18 protein-coding genes are annotated in these 21,089 nt (G+C 67.9%); 15 read left to right on the forward strand and 3 right to left on the reverse strand.

Annotated elements, in window-relative coordinates; all coding sequences use genetic code 11:
* Positions 1 to 50 precede the first annotated feature (50 nt).
* The 3 genes from IM776_RS05005 to IM776_RS05015 all read left to right on the forward strand — a co-directional run bounded on the left by IM776_RS05005 (position 51) and on the right by IM776_RS05015 (position 3,372).
* Entirely contained in the window at positions 51 to 887 is an 837-nt protein-coding gene (locus tag IM776_RS05005; protein ID WP_194421912.1) for an aldo/keto reductase, read from the forward strand.
* Between the two features lie 91 nt (positions 888 to 978).
* A complete protein-coding gene (gene msuE / locus IM776_RS05010; RefSeq protein WP_194421913.1) occupies positions 979 to 1,545 on the forward strand; it encodes an FMN reductase in 567 nt (188 codons plus the stop codon).
* A 24-nt stretch (positions 1,546 to 1,569) separates the two neighbouring features.
* Positions 1,570 to 3,372: a thioredoxin domain-containing protein gene (locus IM776_RS05015; RefSeq protein ID WP_194421914.1), complete on the forward strand. Its 1,803-nt coding sequence runs from the start codon at positions 1,570 to 1,572 to the stop codon at positions 3,370 to 3,372.
* Positions 3,373 to 3,474: 102 nt separating this feature from the next.
* On the opposite strand, the gene IM776_RS05020 is transcribed toward IM776_RS05015, so the two are convergent.
* Entirely contained in the window at positions 3,475 to 5,025 is a 1,551-nt protein-coding gene (locus tag IM776_RS05020; protein ID WP_194421915.1) for a dolichyl-phosphate-mannose--protein mannosyltransferase, read from the reverse strand.
* A gap of 22 nt (positions 5,026 to 5,047) precedes the next feature.
* On the opposite strand from IM776_RS05020, the gene rsmI reads away from it, so the two are divergent.
* The 4 genes from rsmI (at position 5,048) to IM776_RS05040 (ending at position 9,135) form a co-directional block, all read left to right on the forward strand.
* Positions 5,048 to 5,869, forward strand: a complete 822-nt coding sequence (gene rsmI / locus IM776_RS05025) for a 16S rRNA (cytidine(1402)-2'-O)-methyltransferase (RefSeq protein ID WP_194421916.1) — start codon at positions 5,048 to 5,050, stop codon at positions 5,867 to 5,869.
* On the forward strand, positions 5,866 to 6,483 hold the full coding sequence (locus IM776_RS05030) for a class I SAM-dependent methyltransferase (protein WP_194421917.1): 618 nt from the start codon (positions 5,866 to 5,868) through the stop codon (positions 6,481 to 6,483). Before rsmI ends, IM776_RS05030 begins: the two co-directional genes overlap by 4 nt.
* Positions 6,484 to 6,637: 154 nt before the next feature.
* Positions 6,638 to 8,215, forward strand: coding sequence for a methionine--tRNA ligase (metG, locus tag IM776_RS05035; RefSeq protein ID WP_194421918.1), 1,578 nt, complete (start codon positions 6,638 to 6,640; stop codon positions 8,213 to 8,215).
* Between the two features lie 23 nt (positions 8,216 to 8,238).
* Positions 8,239 to 9,135, forward strand: a complete 897-nt coding sequence (locus IM776_RS05040; RefSeq protein WP_194421919.1) for a TatD family hydrolase — start codon at positions 8,239 to 8,241, stop codon at positions 9,133 to 9,135.
* A gap of 4 nt (positions 9,136 to 9,139) precedes the next feature.
* On the opposite strand, the gene IM776_RS05045 is transcribed toward IM776_RS05040, so the two are convergent.
* Entirely contained in the window at positions 9,140 to 10,360 is a 1,221-nt protein-coding gene (locus tag IM776_RS05045; protein ID WP_194422512.1) for an MFS transporter, read from the reverse strand.
* Between the two features lie 72 nt (positions 10,361 to 10,432).
* On the opposite strand from IM776_RS05045, the gene rsmA reads away from it, so the two are divergent.
* The 7 genes from rsmA (at position 10,433) to IM776_RS05080 (ending at position 18,655) form a co-directional block, all read left to right on the forward strand.
* Entirely contained in the window at positions 10,433 to 11,281 is an 849-nt protein-coding gene (rsmA, locus tag IM776_RS05050; RefSeq protein ID WP_194421920.1) for a 16S rRNA (adenine(1518)-N(6)/adenine(1519)-N(6))-dimethyltransferase RsmA, read from the forward strand.
* 9 nt (positions 11,282 to 11,290) lie between these two features.
* Positions 11,291 to 12,358 carry an L-glyceraldehyde 3-phosphate reductase gene (gene mgrA, locus IM776_RS05055; protein ID WP_194421921.1) on the forward strand — a complete coding sequence of 356 codons (1,068 nt, stop codon included), beginning with the start codon at positions 11,291 to 11,293 and terminating at the stop codon, positions 12,356 to 12,358.
* Between the two features lie 7 nt (positions 12,359 to 12,365).
* Positions 12,366 to 13,298 carry a 4-(cytidine 5'-diphospho)-2-C-methyl-D-erythritol kinase gene (locus tag IM776_RS05060; protein WP_194421922.1) on the forward strand — a complete coding sequence of 311 codons (933 nt, stop codon included), beginning with the start codon at positions 12,366 to 12,368 and terminating at the stop codon, positions 13,296 to 13,298.
* A gap of 126 nt (positions 13,299 to 13,424) precedes the next feature.
* Complete coding sequence (locus IM776_RS05065) at positions 13,425 to 14,438, forward strand: LacI family DNA-binding transcriptional regulator (RefSeq protein ID WP_194421923.1); 1,014 nt, start codon at positions 13,425 to 13,427, stop codon at positions 14,436 to 14,438.
* Between the two features lie 150 nt (positions 14,439 to 14,588).
* Positions 14,589 to 16,139, forward strand: coding sequence for a multiple monosaccharide ABC transporter ATP-binding protein (gene mmsA / locus IM776_RS05070; RefSeq protein WP_323741059.1), 1,551 nt, complete (start codon positions 14,589 to 14,591; stop codon positions 16,137 to 16,139).
* The gene (gene mmsB, locus IM776_RS05075) at positions 16,136 to 17,494 is read left to right on the forward strand and encodes a multiple monosaccharide ABC transporter permease (RefSeq protein WP_194421924.1); all 1,359 of its coding nucleotides are present in this window, start codon (positions 16,136 to 16,138) and stop codon (positions 17,492 to 17,494) included. The genes mmsA and mmsB overlap by 4 nt, the downstream gene beginning before the upstream one ends.
* A 39-nt stretch (positions 17,495 to 17,533) precedes the next feature.
* Positions 17,534 to 18,655, forward strand: a complete 1,122-nt coding sequence (locus tag IM776_RS05080; protein ID WP_194421925.1) for a substrate-binding domain-containing protein — start codon at positions 17,534 to 17,536, stop codon at positions 18,653 to 18,655.
* A gap of 74 nt (positions 18,656 to 18,729) precedes the next feature.
* Here IM776_RS05080 and IM776_RS05085 read toward each other — a convergent pair whose 3' ends face one another.
* Positions 18,730 to 19,221, reverse strand: a complete 492-nt coding sequence (locus IM776_RS05085; RefSeq protein WP_194421926.1) for a nucleoside deaminase — start codon at positions 19,219 to 19,221, stop codon at positions 18,730 to 18,732.
* 58 nt (positions 19,222 to 19,279) lie between these two features.
* On the opposite strand from IM776_RS05085, the gene IM776_RS05090 reads away from it, so the two are divergent.
* A complete protein-coding gene (locus tag IM776_RS05090) occupies positions 19,280 to 21,082 on the forward strand; it encodes an ABC-F family ATP-binding cassette domain-containing protein (protein WP_194421927.1) in 1,803 nt (600 codons plus the stop codon).
* The last annotated feature ends 7 nt before the right edge of the window (positions 21,083 to 21,089 follow it).

Below are 21,089 nucleotides of genomic sequence, written 5' to 3' on the forward strand. Positions count from 1 at the left end.
CTCCATCGTATGACGAACGAACCTGTCATCACAGGTTGTACGCTGGCCGAATGACGATTCCCCTCACTACTCTCAACGACGGACACACGATTCCTCAGCTCGGCTACGGCGTCTTCCTGGTGCCGGCCGACGACGCTGAGCGTGCGGTCAGCGAGGCCCTCGAGGTCGGCTACCGCCACATCGACACCGCTGCGATCTACGGCAACGAGGAGGGCGTGGGAGCTGCGATCGCCAAGAGCGGCATCGCGCGCTCGGAGCTGTTCATCACCACGAAGCTGTGGAACGACCGCCACGACGGCGACGAGCCGGACAAGGCGATCGCCGAGAGCCTCGAGAAGCTCGGCATCGAGCAGGTCGACCTGTACCTCGTGCACTGGCCGACGCCCGCGAAGGACAACTACGTGCACGCGTTCGCGAAGCTCATCGAGCTGCGCGAGCAGGGGCTGACGCGCAGCATCGGCGTCTCGAACTTCCTCGTGGAGCACCTCGACCGCGTGGTCAAGGAGACCGGCGTCACCCCCGCTGTCGACCAGATCGAGCTGCACCCCGCGTACCAGCAGCGCGAGGTCACCGCGTGGGCCGCCGATCACGACGTCCGGATCGAGGCGTGGGGCCCGCTCGGCCAGGGCAAGTACGACCTGTTCGGCACCCCGGCCGTCGCCGACGCCGCCGCGACGCACGGCAAGACGCCGGCGCAGATCGTGCTGGGCTGGCACCTGCAGAAGGGCAACATCGTGTTCCCGAAGTCGGTGCGCATCGAGCGCCTGCGCGAGAACCTCGATGTCTTCGACTTCACCCTCAGCGACGCCGAGATCACGGCGATCGACGGCCTGGACCCGCTGGACGGCTCCGGCCGGGTGGGCTCGCATCCGAACGAATTCAACTGAGACGTCCTTCTCTGAGACGCTGCATTGCGTTCGATGACGCCCTGTGTCGCTGCGTGCGACGCAGGGCGTCGTCGTCGCTAGCGTCGCCTGTATGACAGCTCCGTACCGCATCGTCGCCGTGTCCGGCTCGCTCCACGAGCCCAGCAAGACGACCGCACTGATCCGCGCGATCGCGGATGCCGTCGCCGAGCGTGCCGACGCCGAGGTGCGGCTCATCGAACTCACGGCGATCGGGCCCTCGCTCGCCGGCGCGCTGCGCCGCGAGGAGCTTCCCGCTCAGGTGGAGGAACAGCTCGTCGCGATCGAGCAGGCCGACCTGCTGATCGTCGGCAGCCCGGTCTATCGTGCCTCGTTCACCGGACTGTTCAAGCACCTGTTCGACTTCGTCGGGCAGTACGAGCTCGTCGGCAAGCCGGTGCTGCTCGCGGCGACCGGCGGAGGCGAACGGCACGCGCTGATGATCGAGCATCAGCTGCGCCCGCTGTTCGCGTTCTTCCAGGCGCTGACGCTCCCCGTCGGCGTCTACGCCAGCAACACCGACTTCGGCGGATATCGCGTGAACTCGGAGGTGCTGGAGGCGCGCATCGCCCTGGCCGCCGATCGTGCGCTGCCCTTGATGGGCTACGCCGCATCGCGTGCGGTGGAGGCCCTCGTCTGACGATCTCGGCGTAGCGTGTGGGGCATGACCAATCGCCTCGCCGACACGCTCAGCCCGTATCTGCGCGCGCACGCCGACAATCCCGTCGACTGGTGGCCGTGGGGAGCGGACGCTTTCGCCGAGGCGCAGCGCCGCGAGGTGCCGCTGCTCATCTCGATCGGTTACTCGACGTGCCACTGGTGTCACGTGATGGCGAGGGAGTCGTTCTCCTCGCCTGAGATCGCCGCGCTCATCAACGCGAACTTCGTCGCGATCAAGGTCGATCGCGAGGAGCATCCGGATGTCGACGGCGCGTACATGGCGGCGGCATCCGCGTTCACCCAGAATCTCGGCTGGCCGCTGACGGCTTTCACGACGCCGCAGGGGCGTACGTTCTATGCCGGTACGTACTGGCCGCCGGAGGCTCGGGGGCAGATGCCGGGCTTCCGAGACGTGCTCGCCGCCGTGCAGGAGGCCTGGACGATGCGCCGCGAGCAGGCGATCGAATCGGCGGATGCCGTCGCCGCAGCGCTCGCGCAGGCCGCGCTGGTCGCGCCGTCCGATCTGCCCTCGGCGTCCGCGCTCGTCGCGGCCGCCGAGGCTTCCGCCGCGCGTGAGGACAGGATGTTCGGCGGTTTCGGCGGAGCGCCGAAGTTCCCGGTCGCGACGACACTGAGCTTCCTGCAGCAACCGCTGGTGCGCCGCGAGACGCCGGATGCCGCGGCCGCCGCCGACCGCGCGCTCGCCGCGATGGCGGCATCCGACCTGCGCGACGAAGACGGTGGCTTCTTCCGGTACGCGACCCAGCGCGACTGGACCGTGCCGCACTACGAGCGGATGCTGACCGACAACGCGCAGCTGCTCGATGTCGCGGTGCGCGCAGGAGACGAGGCGACGGCACGGGGGATCGCGGACTTTCTGCTCGACGTGCTTCGGCGCGACGGTGGCGGCTTCGGCGCCGCGCAGGACTCTGAGTCGATGATCGACGGAGCGCGCAGCGAGGGCGGCTATTACCTGCGCCCCGTGGCCGACCGCTCTGATCTCGAGCCGCCCGCGGTCGACGGCAAGGTCATCACGGGCTGGAACGGTCTTGCGATCGCCGCTCTCGCGCGGGCCGGTGCGGCCTTAGGGGAGAGAGTGTGGGTGGATGCCGCGGTCGAGGCCGCGGCGTACGTCTCGACTGTGAATCGCTCGGTGGAGGGACGGCTGGTGCGCTCGTCGCTCGACGGATTCGCCTCAGCCGCAGTGGCGACGCTCGCCGACCTGGCGCTGTTCGCCGAGGGGCTGTTCGCTCTCGCCGCGGCCACGGGCGAGGCCGAATGGGCGGTGCAGGCCCGCGACATCCTCGACGAGGCGCTCACCTCAGGCGCAGAGCCTGACCCGGTGCTGGCGGGGCAGGGTGTGGCATCTGCGCCGGATGAGACGGACGGCGATCTGCCGTCCGGTGTCGCCGCGCTCGCCGGCGCGGCGCTCACGGCGTGGCGGCTCGGCGCGGGGGAGCAGTACCGCGAGGTCGCCGAAGCGCAGGTGCAGGCGGTTGCGGCATCCGCTCTGCAGCACCCGTTCGGGCACGGATCCCTGCTCGGGATCGCGGCTAGCCTCGTCGAGCCGCCGCGCCAGGTCGTCGCGGTGACCGCTGATCGTACGGGTGCTCTCGCGGCGGCATCCCGGCGTCTGGATGCCGATGTCATCGCCGTCGTGACGCCCGCCCAGGCGCACGCGTTCGAGGATGCCGGGTTCGAGCTGTTCGCGGGGAAGTCCGCTGCGGCAGAGCTGGCGTACGACTGCCGGGCGTTCGTGTGCCGGCTTCCTGTCGCGGATGCTGCCGAGCTGACCCGCGGGCGCTGAGGGCCCGCGGGTCCCTCAGCGCCCGCCATGCTGTATGGGTTCGGTCGGTCATCCACGCCTTAGAACCGACGCAATCGATACAGCATCGTCGGTCGGCCGGTACTACACCCAGGTCGGCAACCAGTTGTGGATCAGCCAGAACTCGTACGGCACGCTCATTCCGGTCCACACGGGATAGAAGAACGCCGAGACGAGCACGACGGCGACGAGGAACACCATGACGGTGCGCTCTCCCGCCTGTCGTCGGTACAGAGGGTCCTCCCGACGCCCCGCGATCTCACGCAACACGAGCACCAGCGCCAGGACGAGGAACGGCACCATCACCACCGTGTAGAACTGGAAGATCGTGCGCTCCGGGTACAGCAGCCACGGCACGTACGTGACCGCGAGGCCGACGAGCGGAAGACCGTACGTCCACGGCATCGGCCGCCGCTGGATGAGCCCGCGCACGAGCCGGTACAGCAGGTAGATCGCGGCGGCGACGCCGGCGTACCAGATCAGCGGATTGGGCACGGTGGAGATCACCGACATGCAGTGGTCGGTGCCGCAGCTCTGGTCGTCGCCGACCCACACGGCGGTCGGGCGGATGAGGAACGGCCACTGCCACGCCGGGCTCGCATACGCATGCCCCGAGCTGAGGCCGACGTGGAATCCGTAGATCGACTCGTGATACTTCCACAGCGCGATGAGCGGGTTGCCGTCCGACTGCCGGTCGTAGCCGCCTGCGGTCACCAGCCAGCCGGTCCAGGAGACGAGATAGGTGACGAAGGCCACCGGTACCAGCAGCAGGAACGAGACCACGCCCTGCCTGGCGACGGCGTCCATCGGCCAGTACGCGACGCCCGCCCGCCGACGGGCGAGCGCGTCGGTGACCACGAGGTAGATGCCGAACCCCGCCAGCGCGTACAGTCCCGACCACTTCACGGCGGTCGCCGCGCCGAGCGCGACACCGGCCGCGATGAGCCACGGGCGACGCCAGACGATGCGCCCCCACAGGTGTTCCCGGTCGCCGTCGGGGGCATGTTCCACCAGCGGAATCGAGCGCCGTCGGTCCAGGAGGATGAAGAGGAACCCCAGCAGGATGAAGAACGTGAGGATGCCGTCGAGCAGCCCGACCCTGCTCATCACGATGCTCAGCCCGTCGATGGCGAGCAGCAGGCCCGCGACGCTCGCCGCGACGATCGACCGGGTGAGCTCCTTCGCGACGAAGTAGACCAGCAGCACGGTCGCCGTGCCGATCAGCGCGACGGCCAGCCGCCACGCCGCGCTGTTGCCGACGCCGAACGCACCCATGCCGAGCGCGATCAGCCACTTGCCGAGCGGCGGGTGCACGACGAAACTGCCGGCATCGCTCAGCGCACTCGTGTCGCCGGTCACGAACGCCTCGTTCGCGCCGTCGCCCCAGGTGCCCTCGTAGCCGAGGACCCACAGCGACCAGGCGTCCTTGACGTAATACGTCTCATCGAACGCCAGCGTCTGCGGGTGCGCCAGATTGGCCAGTCGCAATACGGCGGCGAGCGCCGTGATCACCAGCGGCGCGAGCCAGCGGATGACGCGACTCCACTCCGCGTCCAGCAGCAGCCGGTCGCGCAGCCGTCCCCATACCGTCAGACGCTCCTCGGGCGGCGGGAGCAGAGGCGCGGGCGCAGACACGGCATAAGCCTAAGCTGAACGGGTGATCATCCTCGCGGCGACCCCGATCGGAAACCTCGGCGACGCGTCCCGACGTCTGGTCGAAGTGCTCGAGAACGCCGCGCTCGTCGCTGCCGAGGACACCCGCACGACGCAGCGGCTGCTGCAGGCGCTGAAGATCGAGAACCGGCCGCGGCTGATCGCCCTGCACGACCACAACGAGAAGCACAAGGCCGCGGAACTCGCCGCGCTCGCCGTCGACGAGGACATCGTCGTCGTCAGCGATGCCGGGATGCCGGCGGTCAGCGACCCCGGATACGGGCTGGTCGCCGCGGCTGTCGAGCTGGGCGTGACGGTGACCGCCATCCCCGGTCCCAGCGCCGTGATCATGGCGCTGGCGATCTCGGGCCTGCCCACCGACCGGTTCACGTTCGAGGGCTTCCTGCCGCGCAAGCCGGGGGAGCGGCGCTCAACCCTCCGTGCTGTGGCCGCCGAACCGCGCACCATGATCTTCTTCGAGTCCCCCTCACGACTCGCCTCGACGCTCGCCGACATGGGCGGGGTCTTCGGCGATGATCGCCGCATCGCGGTGTGCCGTGAACTGACGAAGTTCTACGAAGAGGTGCGGCGCGGCACGGCATCCGAGCTCGTCGAGTGGGCAGAGTCCGGTGTCAAGGGCGAGATCGTCATCGTCGTCGAGGGCGCACCTCCCGTCGCGGCATCCGCCGAGGATGCCGGCGCCCAGGTGCAGGCGCTGGTCGAGAGTGGCATGCGCCTGAAGGAGGCCTGCGCCGAAGTCGCCGCGGCCACCGGCCTCAGTTCCCGCGACCTCTACCAGCAGGCCCTCGCGTCCCGCGCACGATGAGCGACGCGTCGATCGCCACGGCTTACGACGCGCGCGCCGCCGCGTACATCGAGGTCGCGGGAAGCATCGAGCAGATGGATGCCGCGGACCGCAATCTGATTGCGCAGTGGCGCGAAACGACGACAGCCACACTGCTGGATGCCGGGTGCGGACCCGGCCTGTGGACGGACTTCCTCCACGACGGTCACCGAGACGTGGTCGGCCTCGACATCTCCGAGGAGTTCCTGGCGAGTGCGCGCCGCACCTACCCGCATCTGAGGTTCGAGGCCGGCAGCTTCCGCACGCTTCCCGTCGCAGACGCCTCGCTCGGCGGCATCCTCGCCTGGTACTCGCTGATACACACGCCTCCCGCCGAGATCCCGGCGGTGCTGCGGGAGTTCGCGCGCGCTCTGAAGCCCGACGGCTCGCTGCTCATCGGCTTCTTCGACGGCCCGCCCCGCGAACCCTTCGCCCACGCGGTGACTGAGGCGTACTTCTGGTCGATCGAAGCCCTTTCCCATTTGTTGGAAACCGCAGGCTTCACCATCGTCTCGACGCAGCGCCGCTCCCGCGCCGCCGCCGAAGTCAGCACCCGCCCCCACGCCGCAGCGACAGCGATCAAACGCGACATGTGAGGGCGCAGGGATGCCGCATGAGCGAGCATCGGGGTGCCCGCGCAGCGGGCGGGGTCCCCGCTCTGCGAGCGAGGCGGCATCCCGGAGCCCGGGGCGTTACGGCATCCGACCACCGGCGAGTAACACGCCCGGCATCCCGCCTAGAATCGAGAGCATGCCCGCAGGCGATTCCTTCTACATCACCACGCCCATCTACTACCCCTCCGATGTGCCCCACATCGGCCACGGATACACGTCGGTGGCGGTCGACACGCTCGCGCGCTGGCACCGCCAGGCGGGCGATGACACCTGGATGCTGACCGGAACCGACGAGCACGGCCAGAAGATGCTCCGCGCCGCCGCGGCGAACGACGTGACCCCGCAGCAGTGGGTCGACAAGCTCGTCTCCGAGAGCTGGTTCCCGCTGCTGGAGACCCTCGATGTCGCGAACGACGACTTCATCCGCACCACGCAGGAGCGCCACGAGAAGAACGTGCAGGTGTTCTTCCAGCGGCTCTACGACGCCGGCTACATCTACGCCGGCGAGTACGAAGCGCTGTACTGTGTGGGCTGTGAGGAGTTCAAGCCCGAGTCCGAGATCGTCGACGGCACCGGCCCCTTCGAGGGACTGAAGGTCTGCGCGATCCACTCCAAGCCGCTCGAGCTGCTGCAGGAGAAGAACTACTTCTTCAAGTTGAGCGAGTTCCAGGACCGCCTGCTCGAGCTGTACAAGAACGAACCCGACTTCGTCCGCCCGCACTCCGCCCGTAACGAGGTCGTCTCGTTCGTGAGCCAGGGACTGAAGGACCTCTCCATCTCGCGCTCGACCTTCGACTGGGGCATCCCGCTGCCGTGGGACGAGTCGCACGTCATCTACGTCTGGGTCGACGCCCTGCTGAACTACGCCACCGCCGTCGGGTACGGATCCGATGAGGAGACGTTCGCCCGCCGCTGGCCCGCGTACCACGTCGTCGGAAAGGACATCCTCCGCTTCCACGCCGTGATCTGGCCCGCGCTGCTGATGGCCGCCGGCGTCGAGGTGCCCAAGGGCGTCTTCGCGCACGGCTGGCTGCTCGTCGGCGGCGAGAAGATGTCGAAATCGAAGCTCACCGGCATCGCTCCGACCGAGATCACCGATGTGTTCGGCTCGGACGCGTACCGGTTCTACTTCCTGTCCGCGATCGCATTCGGACAGGACGGCTCGTTCTCCTGGGAGGACCTGTCGGCCCGCTACCAGGCCGAGCTCGCGAACGGTTTCGGCAACCTCGCCTCGCGCACCGTCGCGATGATCGAGAAGTACTTCGAGGGCGTCGTCCCCGAGCCCGCCGCGTACACCGAGCAGGATCTCGCGATCCAGAAGATCGTGGCGGATGCCGCCACCGCAGCGGATGCCGCGATCGAGAGCTTCCGCATCGACGAGGCGATCTCGTCGATCTGGACCATCGTCGACGCACTGAACGGCTACATCACCGAGAACGAGCCGTGGGCCCTGGCACGCGATGAGGAGCAGCGCGGACGCCTCGGCACCGTGCTCTACACCTGCGCGGAGGGGCTGCGCGCACTGTCTGTGCTGCTGTCACCCGTGATGCCGCAGTCGACCGGCAAGCTGTGGTCAGCGCTCGGAGCCGCAGAGGCCCTCGGCAGCCTGCAGGAGCAGCCGCTCCGCGAGGCCGGCGCCTGGGGCGCCCTCCGCCCCGGAACGAACGTGACGCCCCTCGCCCCCCTCTTCCCGCGCGTCGAGTCCCAGCCCTGACTCCTCTTCGCGAGACTTCACCAGTGTCCTCGAAACAGCCTGATCCCGTGACATACGTGAAGTCTCGCGGTGCGGACGGGAGGAAAGACCTGAGGTATCCGCCCCCGCCGGAAGCGTTGACGGTGCCGGTGTACGACAACCACGCGCACCTCGAGATCACGGACGGCGACGATCCGCTCTCGCTCACCGAGCAACTCGATCGCGCTGAGGCGGTCGGCATCCTGGGTGTCGTGCAGGCGTCCGGCGACATCGAGTCGTCCCGCTGGGCGGTGGATGCCGCGGCATCCGACCCCCGTGTTCTCGCGGCCGTCGCGATCCACCCGAACGACGCCCCCGTCTACGCCGACGCGGGGAAGCTCGACCACGCCATCCGCGTGATCGACGAGCTCGCCGCGCACCCGCGAGTGCGCGCGATCGGTGAGACCGGCCTGGACTTCTTCCGCACCGGACCCGACGGCCATGCCGCACAGTTCGAATCCTTCGAGGCGCATATCGCGCTCGCCAAGAAGCACGGCATCGCGATGCAGATCCACGACCGCGACGCGCACGACGCGGTGCTGGAGACGCTCGCCAGGGTCGGCGCGCCCGAGAGGACCGTCTTCCACTGCTTCTCCGGCGACGACGCGATGGCGCGCACCTGCGCCGACGCCGGCTACCACCTGTCCTTCGCAGGGAACATCACGTTCAAGAACGCGCAGAACCTGCGCGATGCACTGAAGGTCACGCCGCTCGACCGGATCCTCGTCGAGACGGATGCTCCGTTCCTCACGCCCGTGCCGCTTCGCGGCCGCCCGAACGCGCCGTACCTCGTGCCCCTGACCGTGCGATTCATGGCCGCGGAGCTCGATCTGCCCGTCGACGAGCTCGCAGCGCAGATCGCCGAGAACACGGTCCGCGTCTACGGCGCGTTCGCCGACTGACCGGTCACTCGGCGGCCTCCGGCTCGTCGACCACGACCGGTGCGTTCACGATATGCGAGATCGGCTTCCACACCAGCAGCAGCGTGACGGCCGCGCCCGCGAAGGCGAACCACCACGGCGCCGTGAGTCCCCACACCTGTGCGATCACTCCGCCGAGTGCCTGACCGATCACCATGCCGCCGAAGACGCCGACCATGTTCACGGACCCGACCCGTCCCTGCAGGGCATGGGGCACCAGGCGCTGCCGCACGGTGGTGGAGATCGTGCCCCACACGAACGCATAACTGCCGAACACGAACATGATCACCAGCGCCACCCAACCGGCAGTGGTGAGGGCGAACGCCAGATGCATGAGCACTTCGAGGCTCAGCGCCACCCGCATCAGCGTCGCGAACGACACGTGCCGCTCCAGCCACCCGAAGCTCAGCGTCGCGAGGATCCCCCCTGCGGCCGACGCGGTCGTCAGCATGCCGTAACCCACCGGGCCCATGTTCAGGTGTTCGATCGCATACAGCACGAGCACGCCCCAGGGCGCGGCCCAGGTGACGTTGAAGACGAGGATGATCAGGATCAGCGTGCGCACCGGCGGGTTGCGCCACATCCATCGGACGCCCTCGGCGATATCGGTGTGCACAGGGGTTCGCGCTTCGGTCTCACGCGGTGGAACCGGCGTCGAGGCCATTCGCGCGATCAGGACGACGGCGAACCCGATGCAGACGACCTCGACGAGGAACGGCCAGGGTGCACCGGCGGCGAACAGGAAGGCGCCGATGGGCGGGCCGGCGAACTGATTGGCCACGAGGTAGCCGGCCTGCAGACGGGCGTTCCCGATTCCGAGATCGGCGGGCCCTACGAGCATCGGCAGCAGAGTGCTGGCGGAGGTGTCGACGAAGACCTCTGCCGTGCCGTACAGGAACGCCACGGTCAGGACGACCCAGATGTTCGCCGTGCCTGTGACGATGAATACGCACAGAGCCGCCAGCACGATCATCCGGGCGGCGTTGGCGAACATCACCAGCCGGCGCCGGTCGAACCGGTCGGCGATCGCGCCGGCATGCAGCCCGAAGACCAGCCACGGGAGGAACTGGAGCACCGCGCCGGCCGCCACCAGGATGGGGGACGACGTCAGCGACGCGATCAGCAGGGGAGCGGCGGCCAGGGCGATGCCGTCGCCGACGTTGCTCGTCCACGACGACGCCAGCAGCCAGCGGAAATCGCGCCCCATGCGACGGGGTGCGACGAGCTCGCCGAGTGTGGGCACCCGTTCACATTAGTGTGCATGGGGGACAATGGCAGGATGACCGTCACACTGCTCGGCGCCACCGAGATCCGTCGCCTCGCCGCCGAGCTCGACGTCACCCCGACCAAGAAGCTCGGCCAGAACTTCGTCGTCGACGCGAACACCGTTCGCAAGATCGTGCACGTCGGCAGGGTGCAGGCGGGGGAGCGCGTCGTCGAGGTCGGGCCGGGCCTGGGCTCCCTGACCCTCGCCATCCTTGAGGCCGGGGCCTCCGTCACAGCGGTCGAGATCGATCACCGTCTCGCCGCCCGCCTGCCTGAGACCGCTGCCGCACACGGCGTTCCGGGCGGCGCCCTCACGGTCGTCGACGCCGACGCGCTGCGGGTCACGGAGCTCACCGGCAACCCGAACGTGCTCGTCGCCAACCTGCCCTACAACGTGTCGGTGCCGGTGCTGCTGCACTTCATGGAGACCTTCCCGAACCTGCAGCGCGGCGTCGTCATGGTGCAGGCGGAGGTCGGCGAGCGCCTCGCGGCCCCTCCCGGCAGCAAGGTCTACGGCGCGCCGAGCGTCAAAGCCGCCTGGTACGGACCGTGGCGTCTGGCGGGCCACGTCTCCCGGCAGGTGTTCTGGCCGGTCCCGAACGTCGACAGCGTCCTGGTCGCTTTCGAGCGCGATGCGCAGCCGCGAGGCGATGAGGACCTGCGCCGCGCAACGTTCCGCATCGTGGATGCCGCTTTCCAGCAGCGCCGCAAGATGCTCCGGCAGGCGCTGGCAGCCGTCCTCGGCGGCACGGCAGCCGAGGCATCCGCTCTTCTCGAGCGTGCCGGCGTCGCACCGACGGCCCGCGGCGAGGAGCTCACGGTCGACGATTTCGTGAGAATCGCGCAGACGCTTCAGGGCTAACCTGGAGACGTGACTGAATCGCCGCGCTTCCGCTCCGATGTTCCTGAGATCCACCGCCCCTATGTGGCGAAGGACGACCGCTATCAGCAGTTCGAGTACCGGCAGGTCGGCACTTCGGGCCTGTTCCTCCCGCCGATCTCGCTGGGACTGTGGTGGAACTTCGGCGACAACATCCCGCTCGACAATCAGCGCGCCCTCCTGCGTCACGCATTCGACCGCGGCATCACCCACTTCGACCTGGCCAACAATTACGGCCCGCCCTATGGCTCCGCCGAGAAGAACTTCGGCCGCATCTTCAACGAGGACTTCCGGCCCTACCGCGATGAGCTGATCATCTCGTCCAAGGCCGGCTGGGACATGTGGCCCGGCCCCTATGGCGACTTCGGCAGCCGTAAGTACCTCCTCTCCAGCGCCGAGCGGTCGCTTCAGAGCATGAACCTCGACTACGTCGACATCTTCTACTCCCACCGCGTCGACCCGGTGACCCCGATCGAGGAGACCGTCGGGGCTCTCGACACCCTGGTGCGTCAGGGCAAGGCGCTCTACGTGGGCATCTCCTCGTACAGCGCCGAGCGCACAGTCAAGGCGGTCGAGGTCGCCCGGGAGCTCGGCACCCCGCTCGTCATCCACCAGCCGTCGTACTCGATCCTGAACCGCTGGACAGAGGCCGAGCTCAACGACACCCTGCGCACCGAGGGCCTCGGCGCCATCGCGTTCACGCCGCTCGCCCAGGGGCTGCTCACCGACAAGTACCTCGCCGACGGCACCGCGCAGCGCGCGCAGAAGCGCGGATCGATCTCCGAGAAGCCGCTCTCGGCCGAGGGGCTGGCGATCCTGCGCGGCCTCGACGAGATCGCGACCGAGCGCGGCCAGTCGCTCGCGCAGATGGCCCTGCAGTGGACGCTGCGCGACCCCGTGGTCGTCTCGGCCCTGATCGGCGCCTCGCGGCCGGAGCAGCTCGACGAGAACATCGCCGCCGTCGGCGGGCCGGCGTTCTCAGCCGATCAGCTCGCGCGCATCGACGCGCTCTCGAACGGCATCGACGTCGACCTGTGGGCCTCCTCGTCCACGCTGTGAGCCGACCATGAGCCTCGCCGCCTTCCCCGAATCCGTGCACGTGCGCGCGCCGGGGAAGATCAACGTCTACCTGGGCGTCGGTGGCCGCCATGACGACGGCTATCACGCCCTGGCGACGGTGTTCCAGGCCGTGTCGCTCTACGAGGACGTCATCGCGACAGAGGCGGCCGACTTCACCCTGAGCGTGTCGGGCATCGATAACCCCGAGGCCGTGCCCCTCGACGACCGGAACCTCGCGATGCGCGCGGCGAAGATGCTCGCCTCCGCCACCGGGTACGATGGCGGTGTTCACCTCGAGCTGCGCAAGAGCGTGCCGGTGGCCGGCGGCATGGGCGGGGGATCGGCGGATGCCGCCGCGGCCCTGGTCGCGTGCGACGCCCTGTGGGGCACCGGGCTGTCGCCGCACGACCTGCACGAGCTCGCGGCCCGGCTCGGCGCCGACGTCCCATTCGCCCTGCACGGCGGCACGGCCGTGGGCACGGGGCGCGGAGACGAGCTGAACCCCGCGCTCGCGCGCGGACGCTTCGACTGGGTGCTGGTGACCAGCGACGAGGGTCTCTCCACGCCGGAGATCTACGCGCGGCTCGACGCGCACCGCGCCGAGAACGGCGCGCTCGCCGACGATCCTCCGCTCTCGCTCGACGTGCCGATCCCCGTGCTGCAGGCGCTGCGCGCTGGAGACCCGCACTCGCTCGCGGCGAGCATGTACAACGATCTCGAGGTGCCGGCCCTGCTGGAGCGGCCGGTCCTGGACGACATCATCAACGAGGGCCTGCACGCCGGTGCCCTCAGCGGCATCGTCTCGGGGTCGGGCCCGACGCTCGCCTTCCTGTGCGAGACGCCCGAGAGCGCGCAGTACGTGCAGGCCGCGTTCGCGGATGCCGGCCGCACGGCGCTGCACGTGCACGGTCCGGTGGCCGGTGCCCGCATCATCACTTGAGCCCTGAGTCGCGGCGCAGATCGTGTGAATCTGACAACGCGATGCCTCCCGCAGATGCGGGAGTTGTGCGCGGAGGACATAATGGGATGATCCATGTGACCGTGCACATCCGAAGGAGGCGTTGCGATGGCATCCTCCGGCGAGCGGGCACGAGTGCCCAGCATCCGCGATGTGGCGCGCCTGGCCGGCGTCTCGCATCAGACGGTCTCACGGGTGCTGAACGAACATCCGAGCATCCGGCCGGAGACGCGCAAACGCGTCGAGGACGCGATCTCGGTCCTCGATTACAAGCCGAACCTCGCCGCCCGAGCCCTCGTGACGAGCCGCACTCGCACGATCGGGGTGCTGTCCGCCACGATCGGGGAGTTCGGCCCGACGTCGTCGATCGCGAGCATCGAGGATGCCGCGCGAGCCGAGGGATACTCGGTGACGACCGTGAATCTGCCGACGACCACGGCCGAGGCGATCGGCGACGCGATCCGTCAGTTGGGCAGAGAGCAGGTCAGCGGCATCGTCGCGCTCGCGCCTCAGGTGCGGGTCTTCAACGTGCTGCGCGGCATGGCGGTCGGCGTGCCGTTGGTGAGCCTGCAGACGGCGTCGGGCTCGGACGGCTACACGCTGTCGGCCGACCAGGTCGCCGGCGCACGGGCCGTCACCGAGCATCTGATCGATCTCGGCCACACCGACATCCTGCACCTCGCCGGCCCGCAGGACTGGATCGAGGCCGAGTCGCGCATGCGGGGCTATCTCGATGCGCTGCGCGAGGCCGACCTGCCGACGTTCCCGCCGATCCGGGGGGACTGGACTGCTGATTTCGGCCACTTCGCCGGCCTCGAACTGGCGCGCCGTCGCGACTTCACGGCGGTCTTCGCGGCGAACGATCTGATGGCGATCGGCCTCCTGCACGGCTTCCGGGATGCCGGGATCGACGTGCCGCGCGAGGTCAGCGTCGTCGGGTTCGACGATATTCCGGTCGCGGCACATGTCTGGCCGCCGCTGACCACCGTGCACCAGGACTTCCCTGAACTCGGGCGCCGTGCGGTGGACATCCTCCTCGCCGAGATCCGCGGAGATCAGGTACCGCAGTTCGGCGCCGTCCCGCCGCAGCTGCGCCTGCGCTCTTCCAGCGCCGCACGGTAACGCGAGTTCGCACGATCTCGAATCGGCATCGAGAATCCGGCTCCACTTGACACCGGCGTTCCGGAAGCGCAATATGGTGTCTCATGTGAACGGTCACATTGAGACCGACCGCCGAGCTATCAAGGAAGATTCGTGAGCATTACAGCAACGATGCCAGCCGTGGCGGGCCCGATCTTGGAGATGCGCAGCATCACCAAGGAGTTCCCCGGCGTGAAGGCCCTCTCCGACGTCTCGATCACCGTGCGCTCCGGTGAGATCCACGCGATCTGCGGCGAGAACGGCGCGGGCAAGTCGACGCTGATGAAGGTGCTGTCCGGGGTTTACCCGTATGGCAGCTATGACGGCGACATCCTGCTGTACGGCGAGGAGCAGCGTTTCAAGGACATCGCAGCGAGCGAGCAGGCCGGCATCGCGATCATCCACCAGGAACTCGCTCTCATCCCCGAGCTCTCGATCACCGAGAACATCTTCCTCGGCAACGAGATCGCACATTTCGGCGCGATTGACTGGCGTGCCGCGAAGACGCGTGCGATCGAACTGCTCGCGCGCGTCGGACTCGACGAGGACCCGGACATCGCGATCAAGCACCTCGGCGTGGGCAAGCAGCAGCTGATCGAGATCGCGAAGGCCCTGAACAAGGACGTCCGCCTCCTCATCCTCGACGAGCCCACCGCCGCGCTCAATGAGACAGACTCCCAGCAGCTGCTCGATCTGATCCTGGGCCTGAAGGCCAAGGGAATCGCGTCGATCATGATCAGCCACAAACTCAACGAGATCGAGCAGATCGCCGATGAGATCACGATCATCCGCGACGGACGCACCGTCGAGACACTCGACATCTCGAGCGGTGGGGTCAACGAGGATCGCATCATCCGCGGGATGGTCGGCCGCTCGCTCGAGAGCCGCTACCCGGATCGCACCCCTGAGCTCGGCGAGGTGTTCTTCGAGGTCAAGGATTGGGTCGTCCAGCATCCGACGGTGTCGGAACGCATGGTGGTGAAGGGATCCAGCATCAATGTGCGCCGGGGCGAGGTCGTCGGCATCGCGGGGCTCATGGGAGCCGGGCGCACCGAGTTCGCCATGAGCATCTTCGGCCGGTCGTACGGTACCTATCTCGGCGGGACGCTCGTCAAGGACGGCGAGGAGATCGTGCTTCCCGACGTCGCATCCGCCATCCGTCACGGCCTCGCCTACGTCAGCGAAGACCGAAAGACGCTCGGTCTCAACCTGCTCGACACCATCAAGCGTGCGATCGTCTCAGCGAAACTGTCGAAGATCGCACGCAACGGCGTCGTCGACGACCGCGAGGAGTATGCGGTCTCCGAGCGCTACCGCAAGGCGCTGCGCATCAAGACGCCGACCGTCGACGAGGGAGTTTCGAAGCTCTCCGGCGGAAACCAGCAGAAGGTGGTGCTGGCGAAGTGGATGTTCACAGATCCCGACCTGCTGATCCTCGACGAGCCCACTCGCGGCATCGACGTCGGAGCGAAGTACGAGATCTACTCGATCATCAACGAGCTCGCCGCAGCCGGTAAGGGCGTCATCGTCATCTCCAGCGAACTGCCCGAACTGATGGGCATCTCCGACCGCATCTACACGATCTTCGAGGGGCGCGTCACCGACTGCATCCTCGCTGACCAGGCAACTCCGGAGGCGCTCATGCGCAGCATGACCTCCACGAACCAGAAGGCGACCGCATGAGCACCAGCACGACACCGACCGAGAAGCGCGGCTTCCACTTCGGCGATATCAAGAAGATGCTGGGCGGCAATGGCACATCGTCGCTGCGCCAGTTCGGGATTCTGGGAAGCCTGCTGGCGATCGTCCTGTTCTTCCAGGTCGTCACGATGATGCGCAACCCCAACGGCGCCACGCTCTCGCCGAACAACCTCATCAACGTCATCAACCAGTACTCCTTCATCCTGATCCTCGCGATCGGGATGGTGATGGTGATCATCATGGGCCACATCGACCTCTCGGTCGGTTCTGTGGCGGCATTCACCGGGATCATCGTCGCCAAGGCGATGACCGACTGGAGCCTTCCCTGGCCGCTGGCGATCGTTCTGGGTCTGGTCGTGGGAGCTCTGGTCGGCGCCTGGCAGGGATTCTGGGTGGCCTACGTCGGGGTGCCGGCGTTCATCGTGACCCTGGCGGGCATGCTCTTCTTCCGCGGTGCGAACCAGTTCATCGGCCAGTCCACGACGGTGCCGGTGCCGAAGGAGTTCGTCATCATCGGTGCCGGGTACATGCCCGAGATCCCGATCCCCGGCATGAACTTCAACGTGCCGACGATGATCCTCGCCGTCCTCGCCGTCGGCTGGGTGGTCTTCTACGAGCTGCGCACCCGTCGAATCCAGCGCCGCATGGGATCGGAGACCGCTCCGACATGGGTCATGGCCACCAAGATCATCGTGCTGTCGGTCATCATCCTCGGCGCCGGCTGGCTGTTCGCCACCGGACGTCCGGGAACGAGCTTCCCGATCTCGGGTCTGATCCTGCTCGCGCTGGTGATCCTGTACACCTTCATCACCCGCAACACGATCTTCGGACGTCACATCTACGCGGTCGGCGGCAACAGGCAGGCTGCACGGCTCTCGGGCGTGAAGGACCGCTGGGTCGACTTCTTCGTCATCATGAACATGTCGGTGCTCGCCTCTCTGGCGGGAATGATCTTCGTCGCACGTTCGCAGGCCTCCGGCCCCGGTGACGGCAACATGTGGGAGCTCGACGCGATCGCGGCCGTCTTCATCGGCGGCGCGGCAGTCTCCGGCGGCATCGGCACCGTGATCGGCTCGATCATCGGTGGTCTTGTGATGGCCTTCCTGAACAACGGCATGGCTCTGCTCGGGCTTTCCGCCGATGTCGTCTCGATGGTCAAGGGCCTCGTGCTGCTCTTCGCCGTCGGCATCGATGTGTGGAACAAGCAGCAAGGACGCCCCTCCATCATCGGATTCCTCACCCGTCGCCGAGCCCGAACGGATGATTTCGGCTCGTCGACCCTGCAGACCCCCGTCGCCGACGGCGCGAACGGGAAGAAGGAGACGTCCGCGCGTTGAGCGGGGCCGTTCCCTGACACCTTGAAAGAAAGTGATCGCATGAAGAAAATCGCAGTAGCGGCGACAGCGTTGGTCGTCACAGGTGCACTCGCCCTCACGGGCTGCTCCGGCGCAGAGCGCGGTGGCGGTACCGAAGGAGACGGCGGCGAAGAGGTCGTCGGATTCGAGGAGGGCTCGACGATCGGCGTCGCGCTGCCGGACAAGACCAGTGAGAACTGGGTCCTGGCCGGTCAGCTGTTCAAGGACGGACTGGAAGAGGCCGGCTTCGAGGCCGACGTCCAGTACGCGCCCGCCAGCAACACGGTCGCCGAGCAGCAGAACCAGATCCAGGCCATGGTCACCGGCGGTGCCAAGGTGATCATCATCGGGGCGAAGGACGGCAAGCAGCTCGCCACACAGGTGCAGGCGGCGCAGGATGCCGGTGCCTACGTCATCGCGTACGACCGACTGATCGAGAACACCGAGGCTGTCGACTACTACGTCGCCTTCGACAACTTCAAGGTCGGCCAGCTTCAGGGCAACGCGCTGCTCGAGGGCCTCGAGGCGAACGCCGGACATGAGGCTCCGTACAACATCGAGCTGTTCTCCGGTTCGCCGGATGACGCGAACTCGGCTGTCTTCTTCGACGGCGCGATGGACGTGCTGCAGCCGAAGATCGACGACGGCACCCTCGTCGTCGCCTCCGGCCAGACCGAGATCGGTCAGACCGCCACGGAAGGCTGGCTGGCCGAGAACGCACAGAACCGCATGGACACCCTCATCACCTCCACCTACGGCGGTGACACGGTCATCGACGGCGTCCTGTCGCCGAACGACACTCTCGCTCGCGCCATCCTCACCTCGGTGACGCAGGCCGGCAAGCCCGTTCCGGTCGTCACCGGTCAGGACTCCGAGGTCGAGTCGGTCAAGTCGATCATGGAGGGCGTGCAGTACTCCACGATCAACAAGGACACCGCGCTGCTCGTGGAGCAGGCCATCAAGATGGTCGGCCAGCTCCAGCAGGGCGAAGAAGCAGAGGTCAACGACACCGAGCAGTACGACAACGGCGCGAAGATCGTTCCCGCGTTCCTGCTCGAGCCGCTGATCGTCACCAAGGAGAACGCCGCAGAGGCGTACGCCAACGTGCCGAGCCTGCTCGAGATCGTCGAGTCGTACAAGTAACTCGATTCGCACGAACGAACGAGCCGTCCGGACCTTCGGGTCCGGGCGGCTCGCTCGTTTCGTGAGGGATCCGCTCAGGTGGTGAAACGGCGGAGGTGGAGAGCGCGCAGCTCGTCCGCGAACTCCGCGACGGGGCCGGACACCGCCTGTCGCGGTGCGATCGTCGTGATGGACAGCGCCGCAACCGGTGCCGGCGGCGCGCCGCATTCCGCGAGCCATGATTGCAGCTGCTCCGAACTCGCCGCATAGACGATGCGACCGAGCCCCATCCACGCGTGCGCGGCCGAGCACATCGGACAGTGCTCTCCCGAGGTGTAGACCGTGCTGCCGGCGCGCTCCTCCGCGGTGAGAGCGGTTGCTGACCAACGCGCGATCTCGAATTCCGGATGCCGGGTCTGATCCCCGTGCCTGACCCGATTGCGGTCCTCGAACCGCACCTTCCCGTCCGCATCGACGAGAACCGAGCCGAACGGTTCGTCGCCGTCGTCCAGGGCCTCGCGCGCCAGGTCGACGCATCGACGCAGGTGCGTCCGCTCCTGCGGGGTCGGATCGTAGAAGTCGCTCATGTGACCGAGGGTAGCGACCGGATTCGGCAGGGGGAACCTGCCGTAGCCTGGTAAGGACATGGCACATCTTCTCGGGGCCGAGGGCCTCCACCTGGAATACCCGACCAAGGTCGTCTTCGACTCCATCACGCTCGGCATCGAGGAGGGCGACCGGATCGGCATCGTCGGCCGCAACGGCGACGGCAAGAGCTCGCTGCTCGCGATGCTCGCCGGCCGCAAGGAGCCCGACGGCGGACGTGTGACGATGCGCGCCGGAACGCGCGTCGGGGTGCTCGACCAGGCCGATACCCTCGACGACGCCCTCACGATCGCGCAGTCGGTCGTCGGCGACGTGCCCGAATACGAGTGGGCGGGCGACGCGCGGGTGCGCGACGTCATCCACGGCCTGCTCGCGGATCTGGCGTGGGAGGCACCCGTCGCGGGCCTCAGCGGCGGGCAGCGTCGTCGCGTGGCGCTCGCCGCCCTGCTGGTGAATGACTGGGACATCATCGCGCTCGACGAGCCGACGAACCACCTCGACGTCGAGGCGATCACCTGGCTCGCCGGTCACCTGAAGAAGCGCTGGGCCGCGAACGCCGGCGCGTTCCTCGTCGTGACGCACGACCGGTGGTTCCTCGACGAGGTGTGCACCGAGACCTGGGAGGTGCACGACCGGATCGTCGAGCCCTTCGAGGGCGGATATGCCGCGTACATCCTCCAGCGCGTCGAGCGCGACCGGATGGCGGCCGCCACCGAGGCGAAGCGCCAGAACCTCGCCCGCAAGGAGCTCGCCTGGCTGCGCCGCGGAGCGCCCGCGCGCACGAGCAAGCCGAAGTTCCGCATCGATGCGGCCAACGTCCTGATCGAGGACGTCCCCGAGATCCGCGACAAGGTCTCGCTGCAGTCGCTGGCGGTCTCGCGGCTCGGCAAGGACGTGGTCGACCTGCTCGATGCCGGAGTGACGTACCCCGCCACGGACGGCGCACCCGCACGAGAGGTGCTCCGCGACGTCGAGTGGCGCATCGCACCGGGGGAGCGCACCGGCATCCTCGGCGTGAACGGTGCGGGCAAATCCACCCTGCTCGGGCTGGTGGCGGGCACGGTCGAACCGACCAGCGGGCGGGTCAAGCGCGGCAGCACCGTGCAGGTCCGCACGCTGACACAGCGCATCGACGAGCTGGCCCAGCACTGGAACGATCCGGTGCGCGTCGTCATCCAGGGCCTGCGCACCGAGTACACGTTCGGCACCGGATCCAAGGCGCAGGCGCTCACGCCCGGCCAGCTGCTCGAGCGGCTCGGCTTCTCATCGGCGCAGCTCTCCACGCCGGTGAAGGACCTCTCGGGTGGTCAGCAGCGGCGGCTGCAGCTGCTGCTCGTGCTGCTCGATCAGCCCAACGTGCTCATCCTCGACGAGCCGACCAACGACCTCGACACCGACATGCTCGCCGCGATCGAGGATCTGCTGGACTCATGGCCGGGAACGCTGCTGGTCGTCTCGCACGACCGGTACTTCCTGGAGCGCGTCACCGACCAGCAGTATGCCGTGCTGGGCGGGCATCTGCGGCACCTGCCCGGCGGCGTCGACGAGTACCTGCGCCTGCGGTCCGCCGAGAAGAATGCGCCCGCGGTGGGGGCGAAGGCGGCAGCGACCCCGCAGCTGGACGGTGCGGCGCTGCGAGCTGCGCAGAAGGAGGTCGCCTCTCTCGAGCGGAAGATCCAGAAGCTCACCGAGCAGATCGACAGGTCCAAGCACGCGCTCGTCGAGCATGACCAGTCCGATTACGAGGGTCTCGCCGAGAAGATGAAGGCGATCGCGGGGCTCGAGACCGAGGTCGAGGAGAACGAACTGCGCTGGCTGGAGCTCAGCGAGCAGCTCGACTGACGTGCCC

It is taken from the genome of Microbacterium abyssi (genome assembly GCF_015277895.1).
Lineage (GTDB): Bacteria > Actinomycetota > Actinomycetes > Actinomycetales > Microbacteriaceae > Microbacterium > Microbacterium abyssi.

Coding starts and splice junctions, on each gene's coding strand:
- IM776_RS05005 (WP_194421912.1), top strand. CDS start 51: ATGACGATTCCCCTCACTACTCTCAACGACGGACACACGATTCCTCAG.
- IM776_RS05015 (WP_194421914.1), top strand. CDS start 1,570: ATGACCAATCGCCTCGCCGACACGCTCAGCCCGTATCTGCGCGCGCAC.
- mmsA (WP_323741059.1), top strand. CDS start 14,589: ATGCCAGCCGTGGCGGGCCCGATCTTGGAGATGCGCAGCATCACCAAG.
- IM776_RS05065 (WP_194421923.1), top strand. CDS start 13,425: ATGGCATCCTCCGGCGAGCGGGCACGAGTGCCCAGCATCCGCGATGTG.
- IM776_RS05030 (WP_194421917.1), top strand. CDS start 5,866: ATGAGCGACGCGTCGATCGCCACGGCTTACGACGCGCGCGCCGCCGCG.
- IM776_RS05085 (WP_194421926.1), bottom strand. CDS start 19,221: ATGAGCGACTTCTACGATCCGACCCCGCAGGAGCGGACGCACCTGCGT.
- msuE (WP_194421913.1), top strand. CDS start 979: ATGACAGCTCCGTACCGCATCGTCGCCGTGTCCGGCTCGCTCCACGAG.
- metG (WP_194421918.1), top strand. CDS start 6,638: ATGCCCGCAGGCGATTCCTTCTACATCACCACGCCCATCTACTACCCC.
- IM776_RS05045 (WP_194422512.1), bottom strand. CDS start 10,360: ATGGGGCGCGATTTCCGCTGGCTGCTGGCGTCGTCGTGGACGAGCAAC.
- IM776_RS05060 (WP_194421922.1), top strand. CDS start 12,366: ATGAGCCTCGCCGCCTTCCCCGAATCCGTGCACGTGCGCGCGCCGGGG.
- mmsB (WP_194421924.1), top strand. CDS start 16,136: ATGAGCACCAGCACGACACCGACCGAGAAGCGCGGCTTCCACTTCGGC.
- IM776_RS05090 (WP_194421927.1), top strand. CDS start 19,280: ATGGCACATCTTCTCGGGGCCGAGGGCCTCCACCTGGAATACCCGACC.
- IM776_RS05080 (WP_194421925.1), top strand. CDS start 17,534: ATGAAGAAAATCGCAGTAGCGGCGACAGCGTTGGTCGTCACAGGTGCA.
- rsmA (WP_194421920.1), top strand. CDS start 10,433: ATGACCGTCACACTGCTCGGCGCCACCGAGATCCGTCGCCTCGCCGCC.